The organism is Flavimobilis sp. BM9 (assembly GCF_058313055.1).
In genome coordinates, this window is record NZ_JBZEMO010000001.1 from 801,289 (window position 1) to 821,317 (window position 20,029).

Genomic DNA, 20,029 nt, shown 5'->3' on the forward strand with positions numbered 1-20,029 from the left:
CGCCACCCTACCCTCGGGTACCGTGTCGGGGTGTTGAGGACGAACGGGCGGGAAGCCGGGAGCGACGCCGCGGGACGCGTCGTCGTCGCGGTGGTGGGGCCGACGGCGACCGGTAAGTCCGACCTGGCGATCGAGCTCGCGCTGAGGCTCGCCCCGCGCGACGGCGTCCAGGGCGAGGTGGTCAACGCGGACGCGTTCCAGCTCTACCGCGGCATGGACGTCGGTACCGCGAAGGTGCCCGTCGAGCAGCGCCGCGGCGTCGTCCACCACCAGCTCGACGTGATCGACCCGTCCGAGGAGGCGTCTGTCGCGGCGTTCCAGCGCGAGGCGCGCGCGGACGTCGCCCGCATCCTCGGACGCGGGGGCCGGCCTGTCGTCGCTGGCGGCTCTGGCCTGTACGTGCGGGCGCTGCTCGACCACATCGAGTTCCCCCCGACCGACCCCGGCGTGCGCGCTGCCCTCGAGCGCCGGGCCGAGGTGGAGGGGACGCGCCCCCTCCACGACGAGCTGGCCCGACGCGACCCCCAGGCCGCCGCGACCATCGGTGCCGGCAACACCAAGCGGATCGTGCGCGCGCTCGAGGTCATCGAGATCACGGGCGAGCCGTTCAGCGCGCACCTCCCGGTCCAGGAGTACGTCCGGCCGACCGTGCAGATCGGGCTCGACCACGACCGTGCTGCGCTCGACGCACGCGTCGCGGCCCGGGTCGAGCGCATGTGGCGTGACGGCCTCGTCGACGAGGTCCGCGCCCTGCGCGAGCGCGGCATGGGCCGCACCGCGAGCCGCGCCGTCGGCTACGCGGAGGTCCTCGCGATGCTGGGCGGCGAGATCGACGAGGCAGAGGCGCAGGAGCGCACGATCGTCGCGACCCGACGGCTCACCCGCAAGCAGATGGGGTGGTTCGGGCGAGACCCGCGGATCGTGTGGCTCGACGCGCAGGCGCCGGACGTCGTCGAGCAGGCGCTCGCCGTGGTCGAGAGAGCGGACGCCGGGACGCTGGACCCTGTCGACCTGACCGTCCCGGTGCGCCGTACCCTGGGCTCATGACGCAGCAGCTGGCCTTCTCCAAGGGGCACGGGACGCAGAACGACTTCGTCCTCGTCGCCGATCCGGACGACCAGCTCGCGCTGACGCCCGACGACGTCCGCGCCCTGACCGACCGCCGTGCCGGCATCGGGGGCGACGGCCTCATCCGCGTCGTGCCGAGCTCCGCTCTCCCGGAGGGACGCGCCGCGCTCGCGGACGCCCCGGACGCGCAGTGGTTCATGGACTACCGCAACGCCGACGGTTCGATCGCCGAGATGTGCGGCAACGGCGTGCGCGTCTTCGTGCGTTTCCTCGAGCACCTCGGCCTCGCCGACCTCGCGGACGGGCGCGCGCTCGCGATCGGCACGCGCGCCGGAGTGCGTCGCGTCCGGCGCGAGGGCGACCAGTACGCGGTCGAGATGGGGGAGTGGCGCCTCACGGGCGGGACGCAGGCGCTCGCCGACGGCTACGACGCGCAGGTGCGCACGACGGGGCTCGACGGCGTACGGGTCGCGCTGAGCGTCGACATGGGCAACCCGCACACGGTCGTCGCGCTCGCGACGGACGCCGAGCTGGACGGGCTCGACCTCACCAGCATCCCCGAGGTCGCGCCGGTGCCGCCCGCGGGGACGAACGTCGAGTACGTGGTGCCCCGCGCGGAGACGCACGACGGCGACGGCAGCACGACCGTCGGGCACGTGCGCATGCGCGTCCACGAGCGTGGCGTGGGCGAGACGCGGTCGTGCGGCACCGGCGCGTGCGCGGCTGCGCTCGCGGTCGCGGCGTGGGCCGGCACGGGTGCGCCGAGCACGTGGTTCGTCGACGTCCCTGGCGGGACGGTGCGGGTCCGGATGCTGCCGGACCAGCGCGTCGAGCTCGCGGGACCGGCGGTGCTGGTCGCGCACGGGCACGTCGACCTGGCCGAGCTGCGGGCGGGACTGACCTCCGAACCCGCGTGACGGCGGGCCGGTCAGGTCGCCATCAGCCTGCTCAGCACCGCGGCGGCGTCGTCCTCGCGACCGAGGGCGGTGAGGAGCTCGACGAGCTCGTCCGACGCCGCGCCCCGGCTGGACCGTTCGCCACGGACCAGGGTGAAACCCTCCACGGCTGACTCGAGCAGGGCGACCGCGGCCTCCGGGTCGCTCTGCGCCCGGCACCGGCCAGCGAGCCAGAAGGCGTGGGCGGCGTCACCCGTGCGACCGAGCGCGGCCATCTCGGCGGCGACGTCCTCCGCGATCTCCGCCGCCTCATCGAGGTTCCCGAGCGTCGCGAGCAGCCGCGCCCTGGTGTCCCGCAGCTCGGCGGCCTCGACCGCGAGCTGTGCGCTGTCACGAGCGGTGAGGCTCGTGCCGTGCCCCGGCGCCGGCTCGTCGGGCTGCTGGCCCGCGATCTCGGTGATGACACGGTCGACGACCTGGAGCACGGCTTCCTGGTCCACACGTTCCGGGGCGACGGCCGCGGCGGCCCGCGCGACGGGGCCCGCGGTGCGCGGGTCGGCGCCGCCTGCCCTCAGGAGCGCGAGTGCGCGTCGGAACGCACCGGTCGCGCCGACGGCGTCGTCCTCGAGCGCCGCGAGCTGAGCGGCCTCGGCCAGCGCGAGGCCTGCTGTCTCGAGGTCTCCCTCGGCCTCGGCGAGGGCGGACGCCTGGGCGTAGACCCGCGCGGCAGCGACGCGGTCGTCGGCCGCGAGCGACTCGGCCTGCGCGAGGAGCGTGTGGGCGTCGTCCAGGTTGCCGGCACTCTCGCTGCCGGGCTCTGCTGACCCGGTCTGGACCGGGCCGTGCTCGTCGGGTGCGGCGCTGGTCGGCAGGACGTCGAGGTCCACCCGGAGCGTCCGCACGTCCCTGTCACGGGAGCGGGCGAGCCGGGCGGAGGCAGCGTCGTTGCCGTTGCGCGCGTCGAAGGCTCGAGCGAGCTCGCGAGCCTCGGCGTCGATCCACGCCGCGAGCTCGTCGACCGTGGACGCCGGGACCCCGGGCAGCGAGACCGGGGTCGACGGCTCGGCCGTGGCGATGACTCGGACGCCGACGCCGACGTGCGTGAGGACGCTCAGCCGCTCGCCCGGGGAGTCCGCCTCGAGCAGCGCCCCCGCGGCCTTCTCGAGCATGCGGAGAGCGCGGACGTGGTTGCCGGTGCGGGCGAGCAGCTCGACGTGCCGCGCCGTCGGCGCGTCGAGAGTCGTCTCCCCGTCGAGGTGGCGCAGGCCGCGGCGGTGCGTGCGGAGGACAGCGTCCGCGTCGCCCGCGTCGAGGTAGGCCAGCTGGAGGTGCGAGAGCATGTCGCCCGGCTCTGTCGCGCACGAGGGCGACCCCGTCAGCACCGTCTCGAGCAGGCGGATGCCCTCGTCCCGGCGCCCCACCTCGAAGAGGTAGGCGGCCCGGTCTCCCGGCTCGCACGCCTCGCACTGCGAGTAGTCGTCGCGCGGCGTGGCGACCCAGGTCTCGTAGGCTGCCGCGACCTCCTCAGGGGCGGCGCCGCGGGCTCGCGCCCACTGGAACCGGCTGAGCTCGACGGCGTTCATCCCGTGGCCGGCTACCGCGAACCGGCGCGCCATGTCCTCGAGCGTCGACGTGATCTGGGCGACCGAGATCTCGGGGAAGTCGGACAGGTGCCCGACCATCCACTTGAACGACCAGAACAGCGCGTGCGAGTCGTAGGCGTCGAACAGGTCGGGGCGCTCGTCGTAGAGGCGCAGCGCACGCGTGAACGGGACGTACGCCTTCGCGACGTCGCCTCCCCACACGTAGGCGTCGACAAGGGACGTGTACGCGTAGGCGCGGACCTCGTCGGGCCCTTCCGCCTCGATCCGCTCGACCTCGGCCAGAGTCGCGGCGGTCCTTGCGACGCCGTACGGCAGCGCGTTCGTGCGACCGAGGGCTGCCTCGGCCTCCTGGCTCGTCCTGGTCACGGGTGGTCCTCCCGGTCGTCCTGCGTGGTCTGGTCGGGTGCGGGGTGCAGCGCACTGTCGAGAAGCGTCGTGAGAGCGCCGTCGAGCAGGCGCGCCTCGCTGTCGTGGAGAGGGCGGCCCGACGACAGGAGGCTCGTGACGTAGAGCGCGTGGGTACCCGCGTCGCGCACCGGTCCCGCCGTCCCGGCGAGCAGGGCACGGACGGTCGGGTTGGCGTCGTTGAGGACGAGCCGGCGCGGTGGAGCGGGCGCCGTGAGCCCCGCGACGATCCCGCCCCAGACGTCGTCAGCCGACTCAGCCGTCCGCTGCGCCTCACGGGCGTGGTCGCCCTCGGCGTCACGCAGCAGGACAGCAGGGAGCGTGACGGGCTCGAAGCGCCGCAGCACGACGTCGCACCCCGCCTCGTGGAGCGCGGCCGACGCGTCCCGCAAGGCGTCCGCGACCTCGAGCTCACGCACCGGCGCGACCTCCTCGAGCTCGTGCGCGACGTCCTCCGCCCGGACACGCGCCGCGCGCCACGCCGGGAACCGGCGTGCGACGCGGTCGAGGAGGTGTCCGTCGTAGACGTAGCCGCCGTTGACGATGAGCACGTCCTGCGCGCTCGCCACCGGCGCGAGACGGCGGAACTCCTCGAGGTCCGTCGTGTACAGCAGGGGCGCGCCGTCGAGGGCCTCGGCAGCGGCCGCGAGCGTCATCGGGCCGCGTGTGGACTCGAACGGCAGGACGCGCGCAGCGACGTCGAGCATCTCGTCGTCCTGCAGCGCGAGCGCCCGCACCGCGAGGTGGTGCGTGCGCAGGAAGGCCGTCGCGAGCGGCGACCTCTCGGCGAGCGTCTCGAGGAGCCACGCACGCACCTGGCGCCCGAGGGCCTCCCGGGTCGCAAGGAGAACCTCGTCGTCGTAGAGCCCCTCGCGGGAGGCGGTCGGGCGCAGCGCGCCCACGTCGACGACGCACCGCACGAAGAAAGCCCACGGCGGCAACAGGTCCGGGATCGATGCCGACAGCAGCATGCGGCGCAGGTAGACGCGATGCTGGGGCGTGCTCGTCGGCGCGATGGCAGACGGCAGCACGTATGCGACACCGGTGAGCCCGGCGAGCGAGAGGTCGAGGTCGATCCGGGCGAGCGGCGTGAAACCGAGCGTCCGCTCCGCATGGTCGACGAGCGCCGCGTCGCGCTCGCGGTCCGTGCCGCTGTGCCGGGACCACGGCAGCCGGGCTGCGCTCACGCGCCGGCGGACGGTACCCGATCCGTCCTCGAGCTCCGTCGTGACGAGGACGGGCACGGGTAGCAGCCCGCCGACGTCGGTCGCAAGGGCCGTCACGGTCTCGACGGACAGCCAGTGCTCCATGTCCCGCCGAGGGCGCAGGCGCACGAGGCTCCCGCCGCCGCCCGGGACGTCCGGGTCGTCGGAGCGGATCTCCGTCAGCTCGTAGCGCCCGTCGGCGAACCCGCGCCAGCGGATCGCCGGCGCGTGCGGGTCTCGAGCCGAGCGTGACACGAGCTCGATCTCGTCGGCGACCATGAACGCTGAGAGCAGACCGATGCCGAACTGCCCCAGGTACTCGCTCCGAGCAGCGCCGAGGTCGGCGTCACGCTTGGAGGACCGGCCGATCGTGGCGAGCAGCTCGACCGCCTCGGCACGGGTGAGCCCGATCCCGTCGTCGCGCACCTCGAGGGAACCGTCAGCGCACGGCGTCAGGACGATCGCTCCCGCCGGGTCGGGCACCCCCTCGTGCATGGTGCGCGCGGTCAGCGCGTCGACACCGTTCTGGAGGAGCTCGCGCAGGTAGACGCGAGGGCTCGAGTACAGGTGCCGGGCGAGGAGGTCGACCATGCCGTGCAGGTCGACCTGGAACGCAGCCGTCTCGCTCGAGGCCCCCGCCGACGCCGAGCCGGTCACTCCGCGTCCGCCGGCGCCCACTGCGGGAACGCCTCGGCGAGCCGGTCGAAGAGCTGCAGGCTCGTGAAGAGCGCGCACTTGAGGAGCTGTTCGAGCTGGTCGTCCGCGACCCCGAACTCGAGGTCGGTCGACATCTCGGCGTAGACACCGGTGCTCTCGGACTCCTCCCGCGTGTAGGCCTTGGGCCAGAGGCGGTCGCGGTGGTGCTCGTCGAGGAACGGCAGGAGCTCCGCCTGGGCGCCGGCCGGGGCGTCACCCGCCCAGCGCCCTCTGACCTGGAGGATCTCGTCGCGCTCGCCGAGGAGGAAGAAGTAGAAGAGGTGGCCGTCCCACGTGCCGAACACGTCGCCGTCCCCGTCCACCCCGATGTTCCAGTCAGCGGCCTCGAGGATCGCGGCGACGCGCTCGCGGGTCACGGGCGTGTTGGACCCGGTCGCGACTGCTCCTGCTGGCTTGGTGAAGAACCCCATCTGATCTCCCTCGTCGTGCTCCCGTGCGGGTGCGGTGCGGACGTTCGCCTGAGCGACGCGCCCACACTAGCGACGGCCCCTGACGCTGGCGCGCCGAGGTCCGGGGACGGCGGGGTGAACTTCTGTCGCCCGGCGACGTGTCGCACCGAGGTGTCGGCGATTCGTCAGGACGCAGGTCCGGGCACCCGCAGGACGCGGAAGCCCTTGGCCGAGGCAGTCTTGTTCGTCCCTGGGGCGACCTCAGCGTCGATCCACGCCTGCAACGAGTCCGCGCCGAGGTTCCGCTGGACCACCAGGTAGCCCTCAGCGCCAGGCTCGAGCCGCGGGAGCCACGTCCGCAAGAGGCCGTGCAGCACGTCCTTGCCCACGCGGATCGGAGGGTTCGACCACAGCGTCGCGAAGCGGACGTCGGCGGGCACGTCCTCGGGCCGGCGCGCGACGACGTTGTCGAGACCGAGGCGTGCCGCGTTGCGGCGCGTGAGGTCGAGCGCACGCTCGTTGACGTCGACCGCCCACACGGTCGCCTCGGGTGCCTGGAGCGCGAGGGTCAGGGCGACGGGACCCCAGCCGCACCCGACGTCGAGCAGGTTTCCGCGCTGCGGAGGCTCCGGCACCGAGCGGAGCAGCACCTGCGTGCCGAGGTCGAGGCGACCGGGGGAGAAGATCCCGCCTGCGGTCTCGATCTCGACGTCACGGCCGTCCAGGCGGACGCTCACGAGCCGGCGCTCGTCCTTCGACGCGGGCTGCGCCGTGAAGTAGTGGTCGTTGCTCACGTCGAGCTCTCCTGCGTGTCGATGACGGCTGTCCAGCGTCAGTAGCCTACGGCGACCCGCACCGGCCCAGGACCGTGTCCGACCGCGGGCGCCGCTCACGCCCTGCGTGAAATCCCTCGCTCGTGCCTCACGGCCGTGGGACCCTGGAGGGGCGGCGCCGTCGACGACGCAGCGCCCGGAACCCCCAGCAAGGAAGGCACCACATGACGCACCCCACCCTGGAGCCCACGCCCCGCGAGGAGCGTGACATCGCCGACGACGTCGTCGCGCGGGTGCTGGCTCGGGCGGGCACCGCGCTCGACGCGGGAGGCACGGTCCACACCTCGGCGGACGGTGACCAGCTCGACCTGGTCGAGCGCAGCGCCCTCAAGCGCGTCGTCGGCCTGTCCACCGAGCTCGAGGACGTCACCGAGGTCGAGTACCGCCAGCTGCGGCTCGAGAAGGTCGTGCTCGTCGGCGTCTACTCGGGCGGCAGCACGGCCGACGCCGAGGTGTCGCTGCGCGAGCTCGCGGCCCTCGCCGAGACCGCCGGCTCGCAGGTCCTCGACGGCCTCCTCCAGCGCAGGCAGACGCCCGACCCCTCGACGTACCTCGGTTCGGGCAAGGCTGCCGAGCTCGCGGGCATCGTCGCGGCGGTCGGCGCGGACACGGTCATCGTCGACGGCGACCTCGCGCCGTCCCAGCGTCGAGCGCTCGAGGACATCATCAAGATCAAGGTCGTCGACCGCACCGCGCTGATCCTCGACATCTTCGCGCAGCACGCCAAGTCCCGAGAGGGCAAGGCGCAGGTCGAGCTCGCCCAGCTCGAGTACCTGCTGCCGCGCCTGCGTGGCTGGGGCGAGTCGATGTCCCGGCAGGCCGGCGGTCAGGTCGGCGGCGCCGGCGCAGGAATGGGCTCGCGCGGTCCCGGTGAGACGAAGATCGAGCTCGACCGTCGTCGCATCCGCGACCGCATGGCCAAGCTGCGCCGCGAGATCGCCGCGATGGCGCCCGCACGCGTGACGAAGCGGGCGACGCGACGCCGCAACGCGATCCCGGCCGTCGCGATCGCCGGCTACACGAACGCCGGCAAGTCGAGCCTGCTCAACGCGCTCACGGGCGCGGGGGTCCTCGTCGAGAACGCGCTCTTCGCGACCCTCGACCCGACCGTCCGCCGCGCGCAGACCGCCGACGGACGCGTCTACACGCTCGCCGACACGGTCGGCTTCGTCCGGGCGCTCCCGCACCAGCTCATCGAGGCGTTCCGGTCGACGCTCGAGGAGGTCGGCGAGGCCGACCTGCTCCTGCACGTCGTCGACGCGTCCCACCCCGACCCCGAGGGGCAGATCTCCGCGGTGCGCGAGGTGCTCGCCGAGATCCCCGGAGTCGAGAACGTCCCCGAGGTGATCGTTCTCAACAAAGCCGACGTCGCTGACCCCGAGGTCATCACCCGCATCCGCGGCCGGGAGCGCTCGACGATCGTCGTCTCGGCGCACACAGGCGAGGGCATCGACGCGCTCCTCGAGCTGATCGCTGACGCGTTGCCGCGCCCCGACGTCAGCGTCGAGGTCGTCGTCCCGTACACGCGCGGCGACCTCGTCAACCGCATGCACCTCGAGGGTGAGATCGACCACGAGGAGCACACGGCACAGGGCACGCTGCTGCGCGGTCGCGCCGCGGAGGGCCTCGCTACCGAGCTCAAGACGGCGTCGCTCGGCTGAGGACACCCCGTCCGGGGCCGTCCCGCCCACGTAGGATGTGCCGGTGACCGACACCCCCGCGACCGACGACCACGCCGGCCCGGGAGCCGCCGAGCGGGCGGCGGCCACCGCGATCACGCTCCTGGGCGCCGCCGTCGAGGCGCTCGGGGGCAGCGTCCGTCACGGGCAGCAGGACATGGCCCGCGCGGTCGCGACATCGATCGCGACGGGCGAGCACCTGCTTGTCCAGGCGGGCACAGGAACCGGGAAGTCGCTCGGCTACCTCGTCCCGGTCGTCGCGCACGCCGTCGAGAAGGACGAGCGCGTCATCGTCTCGACCGCGACCCTCGCGCTCCAGCGCCAGGTGCTCACGCGCGACCTGCCGCTCGTCGTCGACGCGCTCGCCCCGAACCTGCCGCGGAAGCCGGCGATCGCGCTCCTCAAGGGATGGCACAACTACCTGTGCAAGCACCGGCTCGCGGGCGGGTACCCGTCGGACGAGCCCGGCGCCACGCTCTTCGACCTGCCGGGCGACGAACCGCGCAGCATCGAGACCGACACCTCCGACGCCGACGCGTCGCCCGTGCGACGGCTCGGCGCCGAGGTGCTCCGGCTGCGGGCATGGGCCGAGGAGACGGACACCGGCGACCGCGACGACCTCGTGCCCGGCGTCTCGGACCGCGCCTGGCGGCAGGTGTCGGTCACCTCGCTCGAGTGCCTCGGGCAGAAGTGCCCGCTCCTCTCGGAGTGCTTCCCCGAGCGGGCGCGCGCGCAGACGCGCGAGGCCGACGTCGTCGTGACGAACCACGCCATGCTCGGCATCGCCGCGTCGGGGAGCACGCACGTGCTCCCCGAGCACGCGGTGCTCGTCGTCGACGAGGCGCACGAGCTCGCCGACCGCATCACCAGCCAGTCCACTGCCGAGCTGTCCGCGGCTTCCATCGAGGCCGCCGCGCGGCTCGCGCGCCGGCACGCAGGGCTCCCGACCCCGGACCTCGACCGCGCCGCCGCCGACCTCGGCGCCGCCCTCATGGACCTGCCCGAGGGGCGGTTCCCGCACGGCCTGCCCGACGGCGTGCGCGCCGCCGTCGCCCACGTGCGCGACGCAGCCCGCGAGCTCGTCACCGCGCTCAAGCCAGCCGCAGGGGAGAAGGACGCGACCGACGGCGGCGCCAAGATCGCCCAGGCCGCGATGCTCGTCCTGTTCGAGGTCGCCGAAGGTATGGCCGCCGACCCGACTGGTCACGACGTCCTGTGGAGCGCGCGCAGCTCCGCCGACGGCGGGTGGGACGCGTCAGGCATCACGCGGCTGCACAGCGCGCCCCTCAACGTCTCCGGCCTCGTGCGGACGAACCTGCTCAGCGAGCGCACGGGGATCTTCACGTCCGCGACCCTGAGCCTCGGCGGGACGTTCGAGCCGGTGGCCCGGTCGCTCGGGCTGCTCGGCCCTGCTGGCGCCGAGCCTGGGACGAGCGCGCGCGGCGAGGGTGCCCTCGGCGTCGAGCCCTCCGCGGCACCGTCGGTCCGGGGCTGGTCCGGCATCGACGTCGGTACGCCCTTCGACTACGCCAAGCAGGGGATCCTCTACATCGCGAAGCACCTGCCCGCGCCCGGGCGCGAGCCCGCGACCGACGCACAGCTCGACGCCGTCGCCGAGCTCATCGAGGCCGCGGGCGGGCGCACGCTCGGGCTGTTCTCGTCGCGCAGGGCCGCCGACGCCGTTGCCGAGGCGATGCGGGAGCGTCTCGACGTGCCGATCCTCTGCCAGGGCGACGACCAGCTCCCGACGCTCGTCAAGCAGTTCGCCGAGGATGAGGAGGCGTGCCTCTTCGGCACGCTCTCGCTGTGGCAGGGGGTCGACGTCCCTGGCCCGGCCTGCAGCCTGGTCCTGATCGACCGCATCCCGTTCCCGCGCCCTGACGACCCCGTGCGCTCCGCGCGGACCGAGGCCGTCGCCGCTGCCGGGGGCAACGGCTTCATGCAGGTGTCCGCGACGCACGCCGCGCTCCTGCTCGCGCAGGGCGCTGGACGGCTCGTGCGTGCGACGAGCGACCGTGGCGTCGTCGCCGTACTCGACCCGCGCCTGCACACCGCGCGCTACGGCACCTTCCTGACCAGGTCGATGCCCCCGTTGTGGCCGACGACCGACCACGACACGGTCGTCGCGGCGCTGCGTCGCCTGGCTGGCTAGGCTGGCACCAGCCGTGCGTGCCCTCGCGCGGCGCCGACGTCACGACCGGAGGACCGATGTCAACGCACACCCCTGACCTGTCGCTCGAGCCCGCACGCCGCACGACCAAGCTCGCCGTCGTCGGTGCGGGTGCCGTGGGAGCGACGCTCGCCTATGCGGCCCTCATGCGCGGTGCCGCACGCACCGTCGCGCTGCACGACATCAACGCCGCCAAGGTCGAGGCCGAGGCGCTCGACCTCCAGCACGGCGTCCAGTTCGTCCCTCAGGCCGAGGTGCTCGGCTCGGACGACATCGCCGTGTGCGCCGACGCGGACGTCGTCGTCGTGACCGCAGGGGCGAAGCAGAAGCCTGGCCAGAGCCGGATCGATCTCGCCGGGGCGACGATCGAGCTGATGAAGAAGATCCTGCCGCCGCTCGTCGAGGTCGCACCGGACGCGGTCTACATCATGGTGACGAACCCTGTCGACGTCGTGACGTATGCGTCGCTCAAGATCTCGGGGCTGCCGCCGCAGCAGATGTTCGGCTCGGGCACGGTGCTCGACTCGTCGCGCCTGCGCTACCTGATCGCCGAGCACTGCGGCGTCGCGGTGCAGAACGTGCACGCGTACATCGCGGGCGAGCACGGCGACTCCGAGATCCCGCTGTGGGACTCCGCGTCCATCGGTGCGATCCCGCTGCTCGAGTGGAACCGCTCGGGCAAGCACGGCCCGTTGACCGCCGAGGTCCGCGCCCAGATCGCGCACGAGGTCGCGAACTCCGCCTACCGGATCATCGAGGGCAAGGGCGCGACGAACTACGCCGTGGGGCTCGCAGGCACCCGGATCATCGAAGCCGTCCTCAACAACGAGCACTCGGTCCTGCCCGTGTCGTCGCTCCTCGACGACTACTTCGGCATCACGGACGTGTGCCTCTCGGTCCCGTCGATCGTCGGGCGCCGCGGCATCTACGACACGCTGCAGATCCCGCTCTCCGACGCTGAGTACGACGGGCTGAAGAACTCGGCCGACCAGCTTCGCGCGGTCGCGCGACAGTTCGGCTTCTGACACCCAGAACCTGGACGCGCCGCGGGCCCGGACCTTGTCGGTCCGGGCCCGCGGTGCGCCTCCGGCCGCTCGCTCGCGTGCCGGCGCCGGTCAGAGGGAGCGGAGCACGCTCACGACCCGACCGAGGATGGTCGCGTCGTTCCCGGGGATGGGCTGGTAGGCGGCGTTGGCAGGCATGAGCCAGACGCCGTCGTGCGCGCGGCGCAGCGTCTTGACGGTCGCCTCGCCGTCGATCATCGCGGCGACGATCTCACCGTTCTCGGCGACGGGCTGGCTGCGGACGACGACGAGGTCGCCATCGCAGATCGCGGCGTCGATCATCGAGTCGCCGACGACGGTCAGGAGGAAGAGGTCGCCGTCGCCGACGAGCTGACGGGGGAGCGGGAACACGTCCTCGACGACCTGGTCGGCGAGGATGGGACCGCCAGCAGCGATGCGGCCGACGAGCGGGACGTACGACGGGGTGGGCCTGCTGTCCTCGGGGGCCGCGCCCTCCGACACGAGCGACAGGGCGGGGCGGCCCGGTGCCTCGGTGGCGCCGCGGTCGAGCGGGACGAGCTGCGCGTCGTGCGCCTGCACGATCTCCATCGCACGGGGCCGGTTCGGGTCCCGCCGCAGGAACCCTTTGCGCTCGAGCGACTCGAGCTGGTGCTTGACGCTCGACGGGCTCGTGAGACCGACGCGCTCGCCGATCTCGCGCATCGTGGGCGGGTAGCCCCGGGCCTCGAGAGACTGCCGGATGCACTCGAGCACCGCACGCTGGCGCGGTGTCAACGTCTCGCCGAGGACGACCTCGCCACCCGGGCTCACGTCGGCTTCTCGCGTCCTGGTCTCGTTCACGCTCGGCTCCCTGATCGTCGGACGGTCGCCATCCCGTGTGGTCAGGCGGGCATCCAGACCGCCGCACCGCAGTGTCAGAGGCTCGTGATGCTCTTGTTTCAGCGTAGGGGAGCGAGGGACTCGTTTCAAACACCCGTTCGATCGTGTCTCGACAAGAGGCTCCCGCGCTGCTAGAAATAGAACACATGTTCGTCATACAGGTGTTCGGGTCGATGAGCAGGCGTCTCGCGGCGCTGGGAGCGGAGTTCAGATGAGCAGCATGGTGGTCGCAGGGCCGGGCGCACGAACCGGTGTCGTCGTCGAGCTGCGCCCGCGGGTGCAGCGGGTCTCCGTCGCGCGTGCACCCCAGGTCGAGGCGCCTCTGCGGCTGACCCGGCGTGGCCGGGTCGTGCTCTCCCTGCTCGCGCTCCTCGTCGTCGCGCTGGGGGCCGTGCTGTTCGCGTCGGTCGCCGACGCGGACGCCCCGTCGGCACCTCAGGAGGTCACCGTCCACACGGTCGCGTCGGGGGAGTCGCTGTGGCAGATCGCGTCTGCGGCGACGCCGGTGGGTGAGGACGTCAGGGACGTCATGGACGACCTGATGGAGCTCAACGACCTCGCTGGCAGCCAGCTGTCGGTCGGTCAGCAGCTCGTCGTGCCTGTCCTGCCCTGATCAGGTCGCTTCCGCGCGCGCGGCGGTTTGCCTTGCTTCGTCGGGGTGCGCCACCTAGATTCGGCGGGAGAGTACGCCCCGATCGTCGCGAAGGACTGTGATGCACTGCCCGTTCTGCCGGAATCAGGATTCGCGAGTGATCGATTCCCGCACCTCGGACGACGGCCTCTCCATCCGACGCAGGCGCCAGTGCACGGCCTGCCAGAAGCGTTTCTCCACGATCGAGACGTCGAGCCTGACGGTCGTCAAGCGTTCGGGTGCGACCGAGCCGTTCAGTCGCGAGAAGGTCTCCAACGGCGTGCGCAAAGCCTGCCAGGGGCGTCCTGTGAGCGACGACGACCTCGCCATCCTCGCGCAGCGCGTCGAGGACTCCATCCGCGGTTCCGGCAGTGCCGAGATCGACGCGAACGAGATCGGGTTGTCGATCCTCGGGCCGCTGCGCGAGCTCGACGAGGTCGCCTACCTCCGGTTCGCGAGCGTCTATCAGGACTTCAGCTCGCTCGAGGACTTCGAGTCGGCCATCACCGCGTTGCGGGCTGACCGCGAGAACGCCGACGCGCTCGACGGAGAGGTCGTCGACACCGACTCGGTCCAGGACGCCGAGTAGGGCCTCGGCCGGTCGTGCGTGGCCTCTCGCCACGCCGTCCGTGTTTTGTCCTGGCACCTCCGCCGCGTTCAGGGCAGGCTGGAGGGCAGGCGCCGCAGATGGCGGCCCGTCGACACACTCGGAGGTGAGGCATGACGGACGACAAGCGCCAGGCAGTGCCGCAGGACGTGAAGGACAAGTTCCGCGAGGCACTCGAGCGCAAGAGCGCCGGCAAGCACCCCGGCGGTGACAACGAGCAGAACACGGGCGCGGTCCACGGCTCCGAGACGAGCGGGCCGACGCAGCGCACCTTCCGCCGCAAGTCCGGCTGACGCTTTCGCACAGACGACACGAGAGGGGCGCCTGGGACATCGTCCCGGGCGCCCCTCTCGTGTCGGTCGTCTGGTCAGCCCACCTGCAGGAGCCGGATCGTCGCGTCCAGCGCCCCGAGCTCGTCGAGCACCTCGGCGGGGATGCTGCCCTCGGCGTCCGTGACCACGTAGCCGAGATCGCCGCGCGTCGCGAGGAGCTGACCCTCGATGTTGACGTCGTGAGTCGCGAGGATCTGGTTGACCCGAGCGAGCACACCGGGGACGTTGCGGTGGAGGTACGCGAGGCGGTTGACGCCGTCCCCGTGCTCGAGCGCCAGGTTCGGCAGGTTGACGCTCAGCGTCGTCGAGCCCGTCGTCAGGTAGTCGCGGATCTTCGTCGCGACGAACTGACCGATCGCCTCCTGCGCCTCCTCGGTCGAACCGCCGGTGTGCGGCGTGAGGATGACGTTCGGCAGACCCTGGAGCTCCGACGCGAAGGGGTCCCCCTTGCGCTTGGGTTCCGTCGGGAAGACGTCGACCGCAGCACCCGCCACGTGACCCGACAAGATCGCGTCGCGCAGCGCGCCGTAGTCCACCACGAAGCCGCGGGACAGGTTGAGGAACACCGCACCCGGCCTCATCTTGGCGACCTGCTCCGCACCGAACATGCCGGCGTTGCCCGCGCGGCCGTCGACGTGGAGCGTGACGATGTCCGCGATCTCCAGCAGCTCGTCGAGCGACTCCATGCGGCGCGCGTTCCCGAGCGCAAGCTTCTCCGCCGTGTCGTAGAAGACGACGGACATGCCGAGGTTCTCGGCGAGGACCGACAGCTGGGTGCCGATGTTGCCGTAGCCGACGATGCCGAGCGTGCGGCCGCGGATCTCGTGCGCGCCGACAGCCGACTTGTTCCACGTGCCAGCGTGCATCTCGTCGTTGAACACCGTCAGGCGCCGCGTGAGCGCGATGATGTCGGCGATCGCGATCTCGACGACCGAGCGGGTGTTCGAGAAGGGCGCGTTGAACGCCGCGACGCCGTGGCGCGCGGCGGTGGCCAGGTCGATCTGGTTGGTGCCGATGCAGAACGCACCGATCGCCATCAGGTCGGGCGCGGACTCGATCACGCGCTGCGAGACGGTGGTCTTGGACCTGATGCCCAGGATGTGCACGCCGTCGAGCGCCTCGATGAGCTCAGGCTCGTCGAGAGCGCCAGTGCGTGTGACTACCTCGATGCCCTGCGCCTGCAGGATCGAGGTGGCGAGAGGGTGGAGGTTCTCCAGCAGAAGGGCTCGTTGCACCCGGCCAGTATCGGCTGGGTGCGAGGAGGCTCACAAACTCGTCCAGCCGCTGGACCCGTCACGCCTGGGGGATGGTGCCCTCCGGAAGGTCACGCGAGTGCACCAGGACGAGCCGCTGGGTGGGTCGCGTCATCGCCACGTAGAGGTCCGACGGCGCGAGCTCGTCGGGCTCGACGAGCACGACCGCGTCGAACTCGAGGCCCTTGGCGCTGCGGACGTCGAGGACGACGAGCGCGTCCTGCGCGGTGGTGAGCACGCCGTCGGCGGCCCCCGCCAGGACCGAGCACAGCCGGTCCGCCCGCTCGGACGTCGCCAGGACGGCGACGCGCCCCGTGCCGTCCTCGCGGACGTGCCGCTCGAGGGCATCGGCCACGAGCGCGCGCAGCTGACGGTCGCCGTCGACGAGCGCGACCGCGTGCAGCGCCTCGGGCACCTCCCGGGCCGACGTCACCTGCGAGACGGGCAGGCGCGCCGCGACCGCGGCGCGCTGTGCCGCCTCTGCGATCGCCGACGGCGTCCGGTAGTTGACCGTGAGCTCCTCGAGCCGCCAGCCCGGACGCAGCACCTGCGAGAACATCGACGCCCACGAGCGGGTGCCCGCGCTGCTCGACGTCTGGGCGACGTCGCCGACGATCGTCATCGACTGCGTGGGGCAGCGCCGCAAGAGCATCCGCCATGCCATCGCCGAGAGCTCCTGCGCCTCGTCGACGATCACGTGACCGTAGGTCCACGACCTGTCGGACGCCGCACGCTCCGCCGTCGTGAGCGTCGTGCCGCCTGACGAGAAGCGGTCGGCGAGCATCTCGGCGGAGACGAGCGCGCCTGCGTCGGACCGGGACAGGACCTGCTGGGCGTACTCGACGTCGCGCTTGCGCTGCTCCGCGTCCGCGCGAGCCTGCACGCGTGCCGCCTCGTCGTCCTCCCCGAGCAGCTCGGCCGCCTCGTCGAGCAGAGGGATGTCCGCATCCGTCCACGGTGCGCCGGGCTCGCGACGCAGCGCCGCGCGCTGCTCCGCGCTCAGGTGCGGTGCCGCCTCCTCGAGGCGGTGCGGCTTGACCCACAGGTCTTCGATCAGGCGCTGCGGAGTGATCGGGAACCACGCGAGGTTGAGGGTCACGCGCACGTCGCGGTGCGAGCGCAGGTCCTCGAGGACGATCGCCCGCTCCTCGGGCTCGAGATCCGTCCCGACGTGCTCGGCGTACTGCGCGACCAGCCGCTTGAGGACGTCCTTGACGAAGACCGGCCGTGCGAGGTTGTGCGGCTTGCGCGTGCGGCGCGCGCGGTCGATCGCCTGCTCGACGTCGCCGCAACGGATGACGAGCGGGACGCCGTCGAGCTCCAGGTGGACGTCCGCCTGCGGGACGCGCTGCCGGGCGCGCACGGCGCGCGCGACCGACCGCGCGAAGCCCAGGTCTCCCTTGAGGCGTGCCGCGACGTCGCCCTCGACCGCGGTCGCCCGGATGCCCGGGAGGAGCGAGCCGATCGTCGTCGACACGACGCCCGTCTCGCCGAGCGAGGGCAGGACCTGGTCGATGTACCCGAGGAAGTCCTCGCTCGGTCCCACGAGGAGCACCCCGGAGCGCTCGAGCACCCGCCGGTGCGCGTAGAGGAGGTAGGCGGCGCGGTGCAGGGCGACCGCGGTCTTGCCGGTGCCGGGGCCGCCCTGGACCACGAGCGCGCCCTCGAGCGCGGAGCGGATGATGCGGTCCTGCTCGGCCTGGATCGTCGCGACGATGTCCGACATGCGCGCCGTGCGCCCGGCTGCCATCGCGGCGACGAGCGCACCCTCGCCGGACAGGTGGGTGGTGTCCTGCTCGTCGATCGAGTCGAGGTCGAGGATCTCGTCCTCGACCGAGAGGACCGCGCGGCCCCGGGTGACGAGGTGCCGACGGCGCAGCACACCGTCGGGCTGGGCGCTCGTCGCGCGGTAGAACGCCTGGGCTGCTGGAGCACGCCAGTCCGTCAGCAGGGAGGCGTGCGCCTCGTCGCTCAGCCCGATGCGGCCGACATAGCGGTCGCCGCCGTCCGCCAGGTCGAGCCTGCCGAAGACGAGGCGGTCCTCGACCGCCTCGAGCTGCGCGAGGCGGTCCTCGTAGAGCGTCGCGAACGCGTCGCGCTCGGACCTGTTCTGCGGGGAGCCCGACGGTCCTGAGCGGCGCACCTGACCGAGCCGCGCGCGGGCGCGCGAACGGAGCTCGTCGAGCCGGGCGTACAGCCCGTCGACGACCTCCTGCTCCTTGAGCACCTCGGGCGGACGAGCCGCCGTTCCTGACCGACCGTCGTCGACCGTCACCTGGTCACCTCGTGCTCTCCTCGTCGGCCACGGCCAACCATTATGGCGGACGCACGGCCTCGGGAATCAACCGGGGCGGAGCGTCGTTGCAACGTGTGCGGCCCGCACGAGCGGGCCCAGCCGACGACACCCCAGGAGGAGCCGGTGCTCGACCCGCAGGACATCTACCACCTCGACGCTGACGTCGCTGCCAGCCTGGCGAGCGCTCCCGGCGCAGACGGGCCTGTCCTCATCCACCTGCTCGACGGGTTCGTCGACGCGGGGAGCACCGGCGAGCTCACGTCGGACCACCTGCGCGACCGGCTCGAGGCGCGCCGGCTCGTGACGTTCGACGTCGACCAGCTGCTGAGCTACCGTGCGCGGCGCCCGGTGATGATCTTCGACGAGGACCACTGGGCCGACTACGACGAGCCGCGGCTCGTGATCGACCTGGTGAAGGACGCGGAGGGCACGGGGTTCCTCCTGATGCACGGTCGTGAGCCTGACCTGCAGTGGGAGCGTGTGGCGGCGGCGGTGCAGGGGCTCGTCGACCAGTTCGGCGTGAGTCTCGCGGTCGGGGTCCACGGCATCCCGATGGCGGTTCCGCACACGCGGCCCGTCGGTGCGACGACGAGCGCGACCCGTCCTGAGCTGACCGGCGTGCAGCCGCGGATCTTCGGGCGGGTCTCCGTGCCCGCCGGGTTCGGGGCGCTGCTCGAGCGGCGGCTGGGCGAGGCGGGCACCGACGCGATGAGCTTCGCCGTGCACGTGCCGCACTACCTCGCGCAGGGGCAGTTCGCGCCCGCGGCGCTCGCGGCTCTCCGTCGCGTCGAGGTGGCCACGGGGCTCGACCTCGACGCTGAGGCGCTCGAGGACGCGGCGACCGAGTCGCTCGAGGAGATCGGCCGCCAGGCCGCAGAGTCCGATGAGATCCAGAGCGTGGTCCATGCGCTCGAGCGGCAGTACGACGCGTACGTCGAGGGCGTGGGGCGCACCAGCCTGCTGGCGGAGCCCGTGGCGATCCCGACGGCGGAGGAGATCGGCGCGGAGTTCGAGCGCTTCCTCGCGGAGCAGGCGCCCGACGGCGGCGAGGGCGACGGCGCCGAGCCCCGCTGAGCCTCGCGCTCAGTCGGTCTCTGCGCCAGCGGGGTCGAGGAGCGCCTGCGCGCCTGCGCTGAGCTGAGCGAGGTCGACGCGACCCAGGCGCGTGGCGGGGACGGGGAGCACCCGGAGCGGCCGGTCGACGTCGGGGAGCCAGGAGTCGCGAGGCGCGAGGTCCTCGTCGGCGCGGAGCGCGACGAGCACGAGGTTGCCGTAGCGCCGGCCCTTGAGGACGGCCGGCTCGGCGACGACCGCAAGGTCGGCCCACGGTGATCGTGTCTCGGTGCGTCCAGCGACGTGCTCGCGTGCTTGCAGCGCGGTCGCGACCTCGCTGCGGGTCAGGGTGAGGGGAGCGCGGTCGGCGATGTTCGCGAGGTAGAGCCCGCCGGGACGCAGCACTCGCGCGACCTCGGTGAGGAACTCGACCGTCGTCAGGTGGCGCGGCGTGGTGTCGGGGGCGAACGCGTCGCGGATGATGACGTCGGCGCTCGAGCCGCGCAGGCTCGCGAGCCCCTCGCGGCCGTCCTGTGCCCGGAGCCGCAGCTCGGGTGCGCGCGGAAGGTCGAACCATCCTCGGACGAGCTCGAGGAGCGTGGGGTCAGGGTCGAGGGCGACCTGGCGGCTGCCGGGGCGTGCGGCGGCGACGTAGCGGGCGAGGGAGCATCCTGCGGCGCCGACGTGGATGACGGAGAGCGGGCCTGCGGGGAGCGCGTCGATGAGGCATGCCATCTGCTGCATGTACTCGAAGGCGAGGAATGTCGGGTCGTCGAGATGGACGTAGGAGCTCGGCACGCCGTTGACGTGCACGGTGACCGCGCGCGGGTCGTCGCGGTCGGCGACGAGCTCGACGGTGCCCGACGCGATGTCGACGGGCCCGACCGGCAGCTCGGGGCCTCGCGATGTCAGAGGGTTCTGGTTCTGTCGACGTGACGAGCGGGCCATGGCTCAACGGTACGTGCCGGGGCTCCGCGGGCTTGACGG

General features: G+C 72.6%; 17 protein-coding genes. 9 read left to right on the forward strand and 8 right to left on the reverse strand.

Annotation, left to right across the window (positions count from 1 at the left end; all coding sequences use genetic code 11):
• Window positions 1-30 precede the first annotated feature (30 nt).
• On the forward strand, window positions 31-1,047 hold the full coding sequence (gene miaA, locus AC4F3Q_RS03605; protein ID WP_491038758.1) for a tRNA (adenosine(37)-N6)-dimethylallyltransferase MiaA: 1,017 nt from the start codon (window positions 31-33) through the stop codon (window positions 1,045-1,047).
• On the forward strand, window positions 1,044-1,985 hold the full coding sequence (gene dapF / locus AC4F3Q_RS03610) for a diaminopimelate epimerase (protein WP_491038759.1): 942 nt from the start codon (window positions 1,044-1,046) through the stop codon (window positions 1,983-1,985). Before miaA ends, dapF begins: the two co-directional genes overlap by 4 nt.
• Before the next feature lie 11 nt (window positions 1,986-1,996).
• On the opposite strand, the gene AC4F3Q_RS03615 is transcribed toward dapF, so the two are convergent.
• From AC4F3Q_RS03615 to AC4F3Q_RS03630, 4 genes are all read right to left on the reverse strand, one after another.
• Window positions 1,997-3,934, reverse strand: a complete 1,938-nt coding sequence (locus tag AC4F3Q_RS03615; RefSeq protein WP_491038760.1) for a hypothetical protein — start codon at window positions 3,932-3,934, stop codon at window positions 1,997-1,999.
• Entirely contained in the window at window positions 3,931-5,835 is a 1,905-nt protein-coding gene (locus AC4F3Q_RS03620; RefSeq protein ID WP_491038761.1) for an HSP90 family protein, read from the reverse strand. Before AC4F3Q_RS03620 ends, AC4F3Q_RS03615 begins: the two co-directional genes overlap by 4 nt.
• Window positions 5,832-6,305, reverse strand: a complete 474-nt coding sequence (locus tag AC4F3Q_RS03625; RefSeq protein ID WP_491038762.1) for a type III secretion system chaperone family protein — start codon at window positions 6,303-6,305, stop codon at window positions 5,832-5,834. Before AC4F3Q_RS03625 ends, AC4F3Q_RS03620 begins: the two co-directional genes overlap by 4 nt.
• A 164-nt stretch (window positions 6,306-6,469) precedes the next feature.
• Window positions 6,470-7,078: a class I SAM-dependent methyltransferase gene (locus tag AC4F3Q_RS03630; protein WP_491038763.1), complete on the reverse strand. Its 609-nt coding sequence runs from the start codon at window positions 7,076-7,078 to the stop codon at window positions 6,470-6,472.
• Window positions 7,079-7,281: 203 nt separating this feature from the next.
• On the opposite strand from AC4F3Q_RS03630, the gene hflX reads away from it, so the two are divergent.
• The 3 genes from hflX to AC4F3Q_RS03645 are packed head-to-tail and all read left to right on the forward strand — an operon-like array spanning window position 7,282 to window position 11,991.
• Entirely contained in the window at window positions 7,282-8,778 is a 1,497-nt protein-coding gene (gene hflX / locus AC4F3Q_RS03635) for a GTPase HflX (protein WP_491038764.1), read from the forward strand.
• Window positions 8,779-8,821: 43 nt separating this feature from the next.
• On the forward strand, window positions 8,822-10,948 hold the full coding sequence (locus tag AC4F3Q_RS03640; RefSeq protein ID WP_491038765.1) for an ATP-dependent DNA helicase: 2,127 nt from the start codon (window positions 8,822-8,824) through the stop codon (window positions 10,946-10,948).
• 56 nt (window positions 10,949-11,004) lie between these two features.
• Window positions 11,005-11,991 carry an L-lactate dehydrogenase gene (locus AC4F3Q_RS03645; protein ID WP_168445875.1) on the forward strand — a complete coding sequence of 329 codons (987 nt, stop codon included), beginning with the start codon at window positions 11,005-11,007 and terminating at the stop codon, window positions 11,989-11,991.
• A 90-nt stretch (window positions 11,992-12,081) separates the two neighbouring features.
• Here AC4F3Q_RS03645 and lexA read toward each other — a convergent pair whose 3' ends face one another.
• Window positions 12,082-12,801: a transcriptional repressor LexA gene (lexA, locus tag AC4F3Q_RS03650; RefSeq protein ID WP_491038841.1), complete on the reverse strand. Its 720-nt coding sequence runs from the start codon at window positions 12,799-12,801 to the stop codon at window positions 12,082-12,084.
• A gap of 280 nt (window positions 12,802-13,081) precedes the next feature.
• Here lexA and AC4F3Q_RS03655 point away from each other — a divergent pair, with 280 nt between their 5' ends.
• From AC4F3Q_RS03655 to AC4F3Q_RS03665, 3 genes are all read left to right on the forward strand, one after another.
• A complete protein-coding gene (locus tag AC4F3Q_RS03655; protein WP_491038766.1) occupies window positions 13,082-13,483 on the forward strand; it encodes a LysM peptidoglycan-binding domain-containing protein in 402 nt (133 codons plus the stop codon).
• Window positions 13,484-13,583: 100 nt separating this feature from the next.
• The gene (gene nrdR, locus AC4F3Q_RS03660; RefSeq protein ID WP_491038767.1) at window positions 13,584-14,090 is read left to right on the forward strand and encodes a transcriptional regulator NrdR; all 507 of its coding nucleotides are present in this window, start codon (window positions 13,584-13,586) and stop codon (window positions 14,088-14,090) included.
• 131 nt (window positions 14,091-14,221) lie between these two features.
• Window positions 14,222-14,401 carry a DUF5302 domain-containing protein gene (locus tag AC4F3Q_RS03665; RefSeq protein ID WP_168445871.1) on the forward strand — a complete coding sequence of 60 codons (180 nt, stop codon included), beginning with the start codon at window positions 14,222-14,224 and terminating at the stop codon, window positions 14,399-14,401.
• A gap of 74 nt (window positions 14,402-14,475) precedes the next feature.
• On the opposite strand, the gene serA is transcribed toward AC4F3Q_RS03665, so the two are convergent.
• Both serA and AC4F3Q_RS03675 read right to left on the reverse strand, forming a co-directional pair.
• The gene (serA, locus tag AC4F3Q_RS03670; protein WP_168445870.1) at window positions 14,476-15,675 is read right to left on the reverse strand and encodes a phosphoglycerate dehydrogenase; all 1,200 of its coding nucleotides are present in this window, start codon (window positions 15,673-15,675) and stop codon (window positions 14,476-14,478) included.
• Between the two features lie 58 nt (window positions 15,676-15,733).
• Complete coding sequence (locus tag AC4F3Q_RS03675) at window positions 15,734-17,968, reverse strand: HelD family protein (protein ID WP_491038768.1); 2,235 nt, start codon at window positions 17,966-17,968, stop codon at window positions 15,734-15,736.
• A gap of 144 nt (window positions 17,969-18,112) precedes the next feature.
• Here AC4F3Q_RS03675 and AC4F3Q_RS03680 point away from each other — a divergent pair, with 144 nt between their 5' ends.
• Entirely contained in the window at window positions 18,113-19,063 is a 951-nt protein-coding gene (locus AC4F3Q_RS03680; RefSeq protein ID WP_491038769.1) for a PAC2 family protein, read from the forward strand.
• A 9-nt stretch (window positions 19,064-19,072) separates the two neighbouring features.
• Here the strand turns inward: AC4F3Q_RS03680 and AC4F3Q_RS03685 are convergent, their stop codons facing one another.
• On the reverse strand, window positions 19,073-19,990 hold the full coding sequence (locus tag AC4F3Q_RS03685; RefSeq protein ID WP_491038770.1) for a spermidine synthase: 918 nt from the start codon (window positions 19,988-19,990) through the stop codon (window positions 19,073-19,075).
• Between the last annotated feature and the right edge of the window lie 39 nt (window positions 19,991-20,029).

Coding starts and splice junctions, on each gene's coding strand:
- dapF (WP_491038759.1), top strand. CDS start 1,044: ATGACGCAGCAGCTGGCCTTCTCCAAGGGGCACGGGACGCAGAACGAC.
- AC4F3Q_RS03625 (WP_491038762.1), bottom strand. CDS start 6,305: ATGGGGTTCTTCACCAAGCCAGCAGGAGCAGTCGCGACCGGGTCCAAC.
- hflX (WP_491038764.1), top strand. CDS start 7,282: ATGACGCACCCCACCCTGGAGCCCACGCCCCGCGAGGAGCGTGACATC.
- AC4F3Q_RS03645 (WP_168445875.1), top strand. CDS start 11,005: ATGTCAACGCACACCCCTGACCTGTCGCTCGAGCCCGCACGCCGCACG.
- AC4F3Q_RS03655 (WP_491038766.1), top strand. CDS start 13,082: ATGAGCAGCATGGTGGTCGCAGGGCCGGGCGCACGAACCGGTGTCGTC.
- nrdR (WP_491038767.1), top strand. CDS start 13,584: ATGCACTGCCCGTTCTGCCGGAATCAGGATTCGCGAGTGATCGATTCC.
- AC4F3Q_RS03665 (WP_168445871.1), top strand. CDS start 14,222: ATGACGGACGACAAGCGCCAGGCAGTGCCGCAGGACGTGAAGGACAAG.
- AC4F3Q_RS03685 (WP_491038770.1), bottom strand. CDS start 19,990: ATGGCCCGCTCGTCACGTCGACAGAACCAGAACCCTCTGACATCGCGA.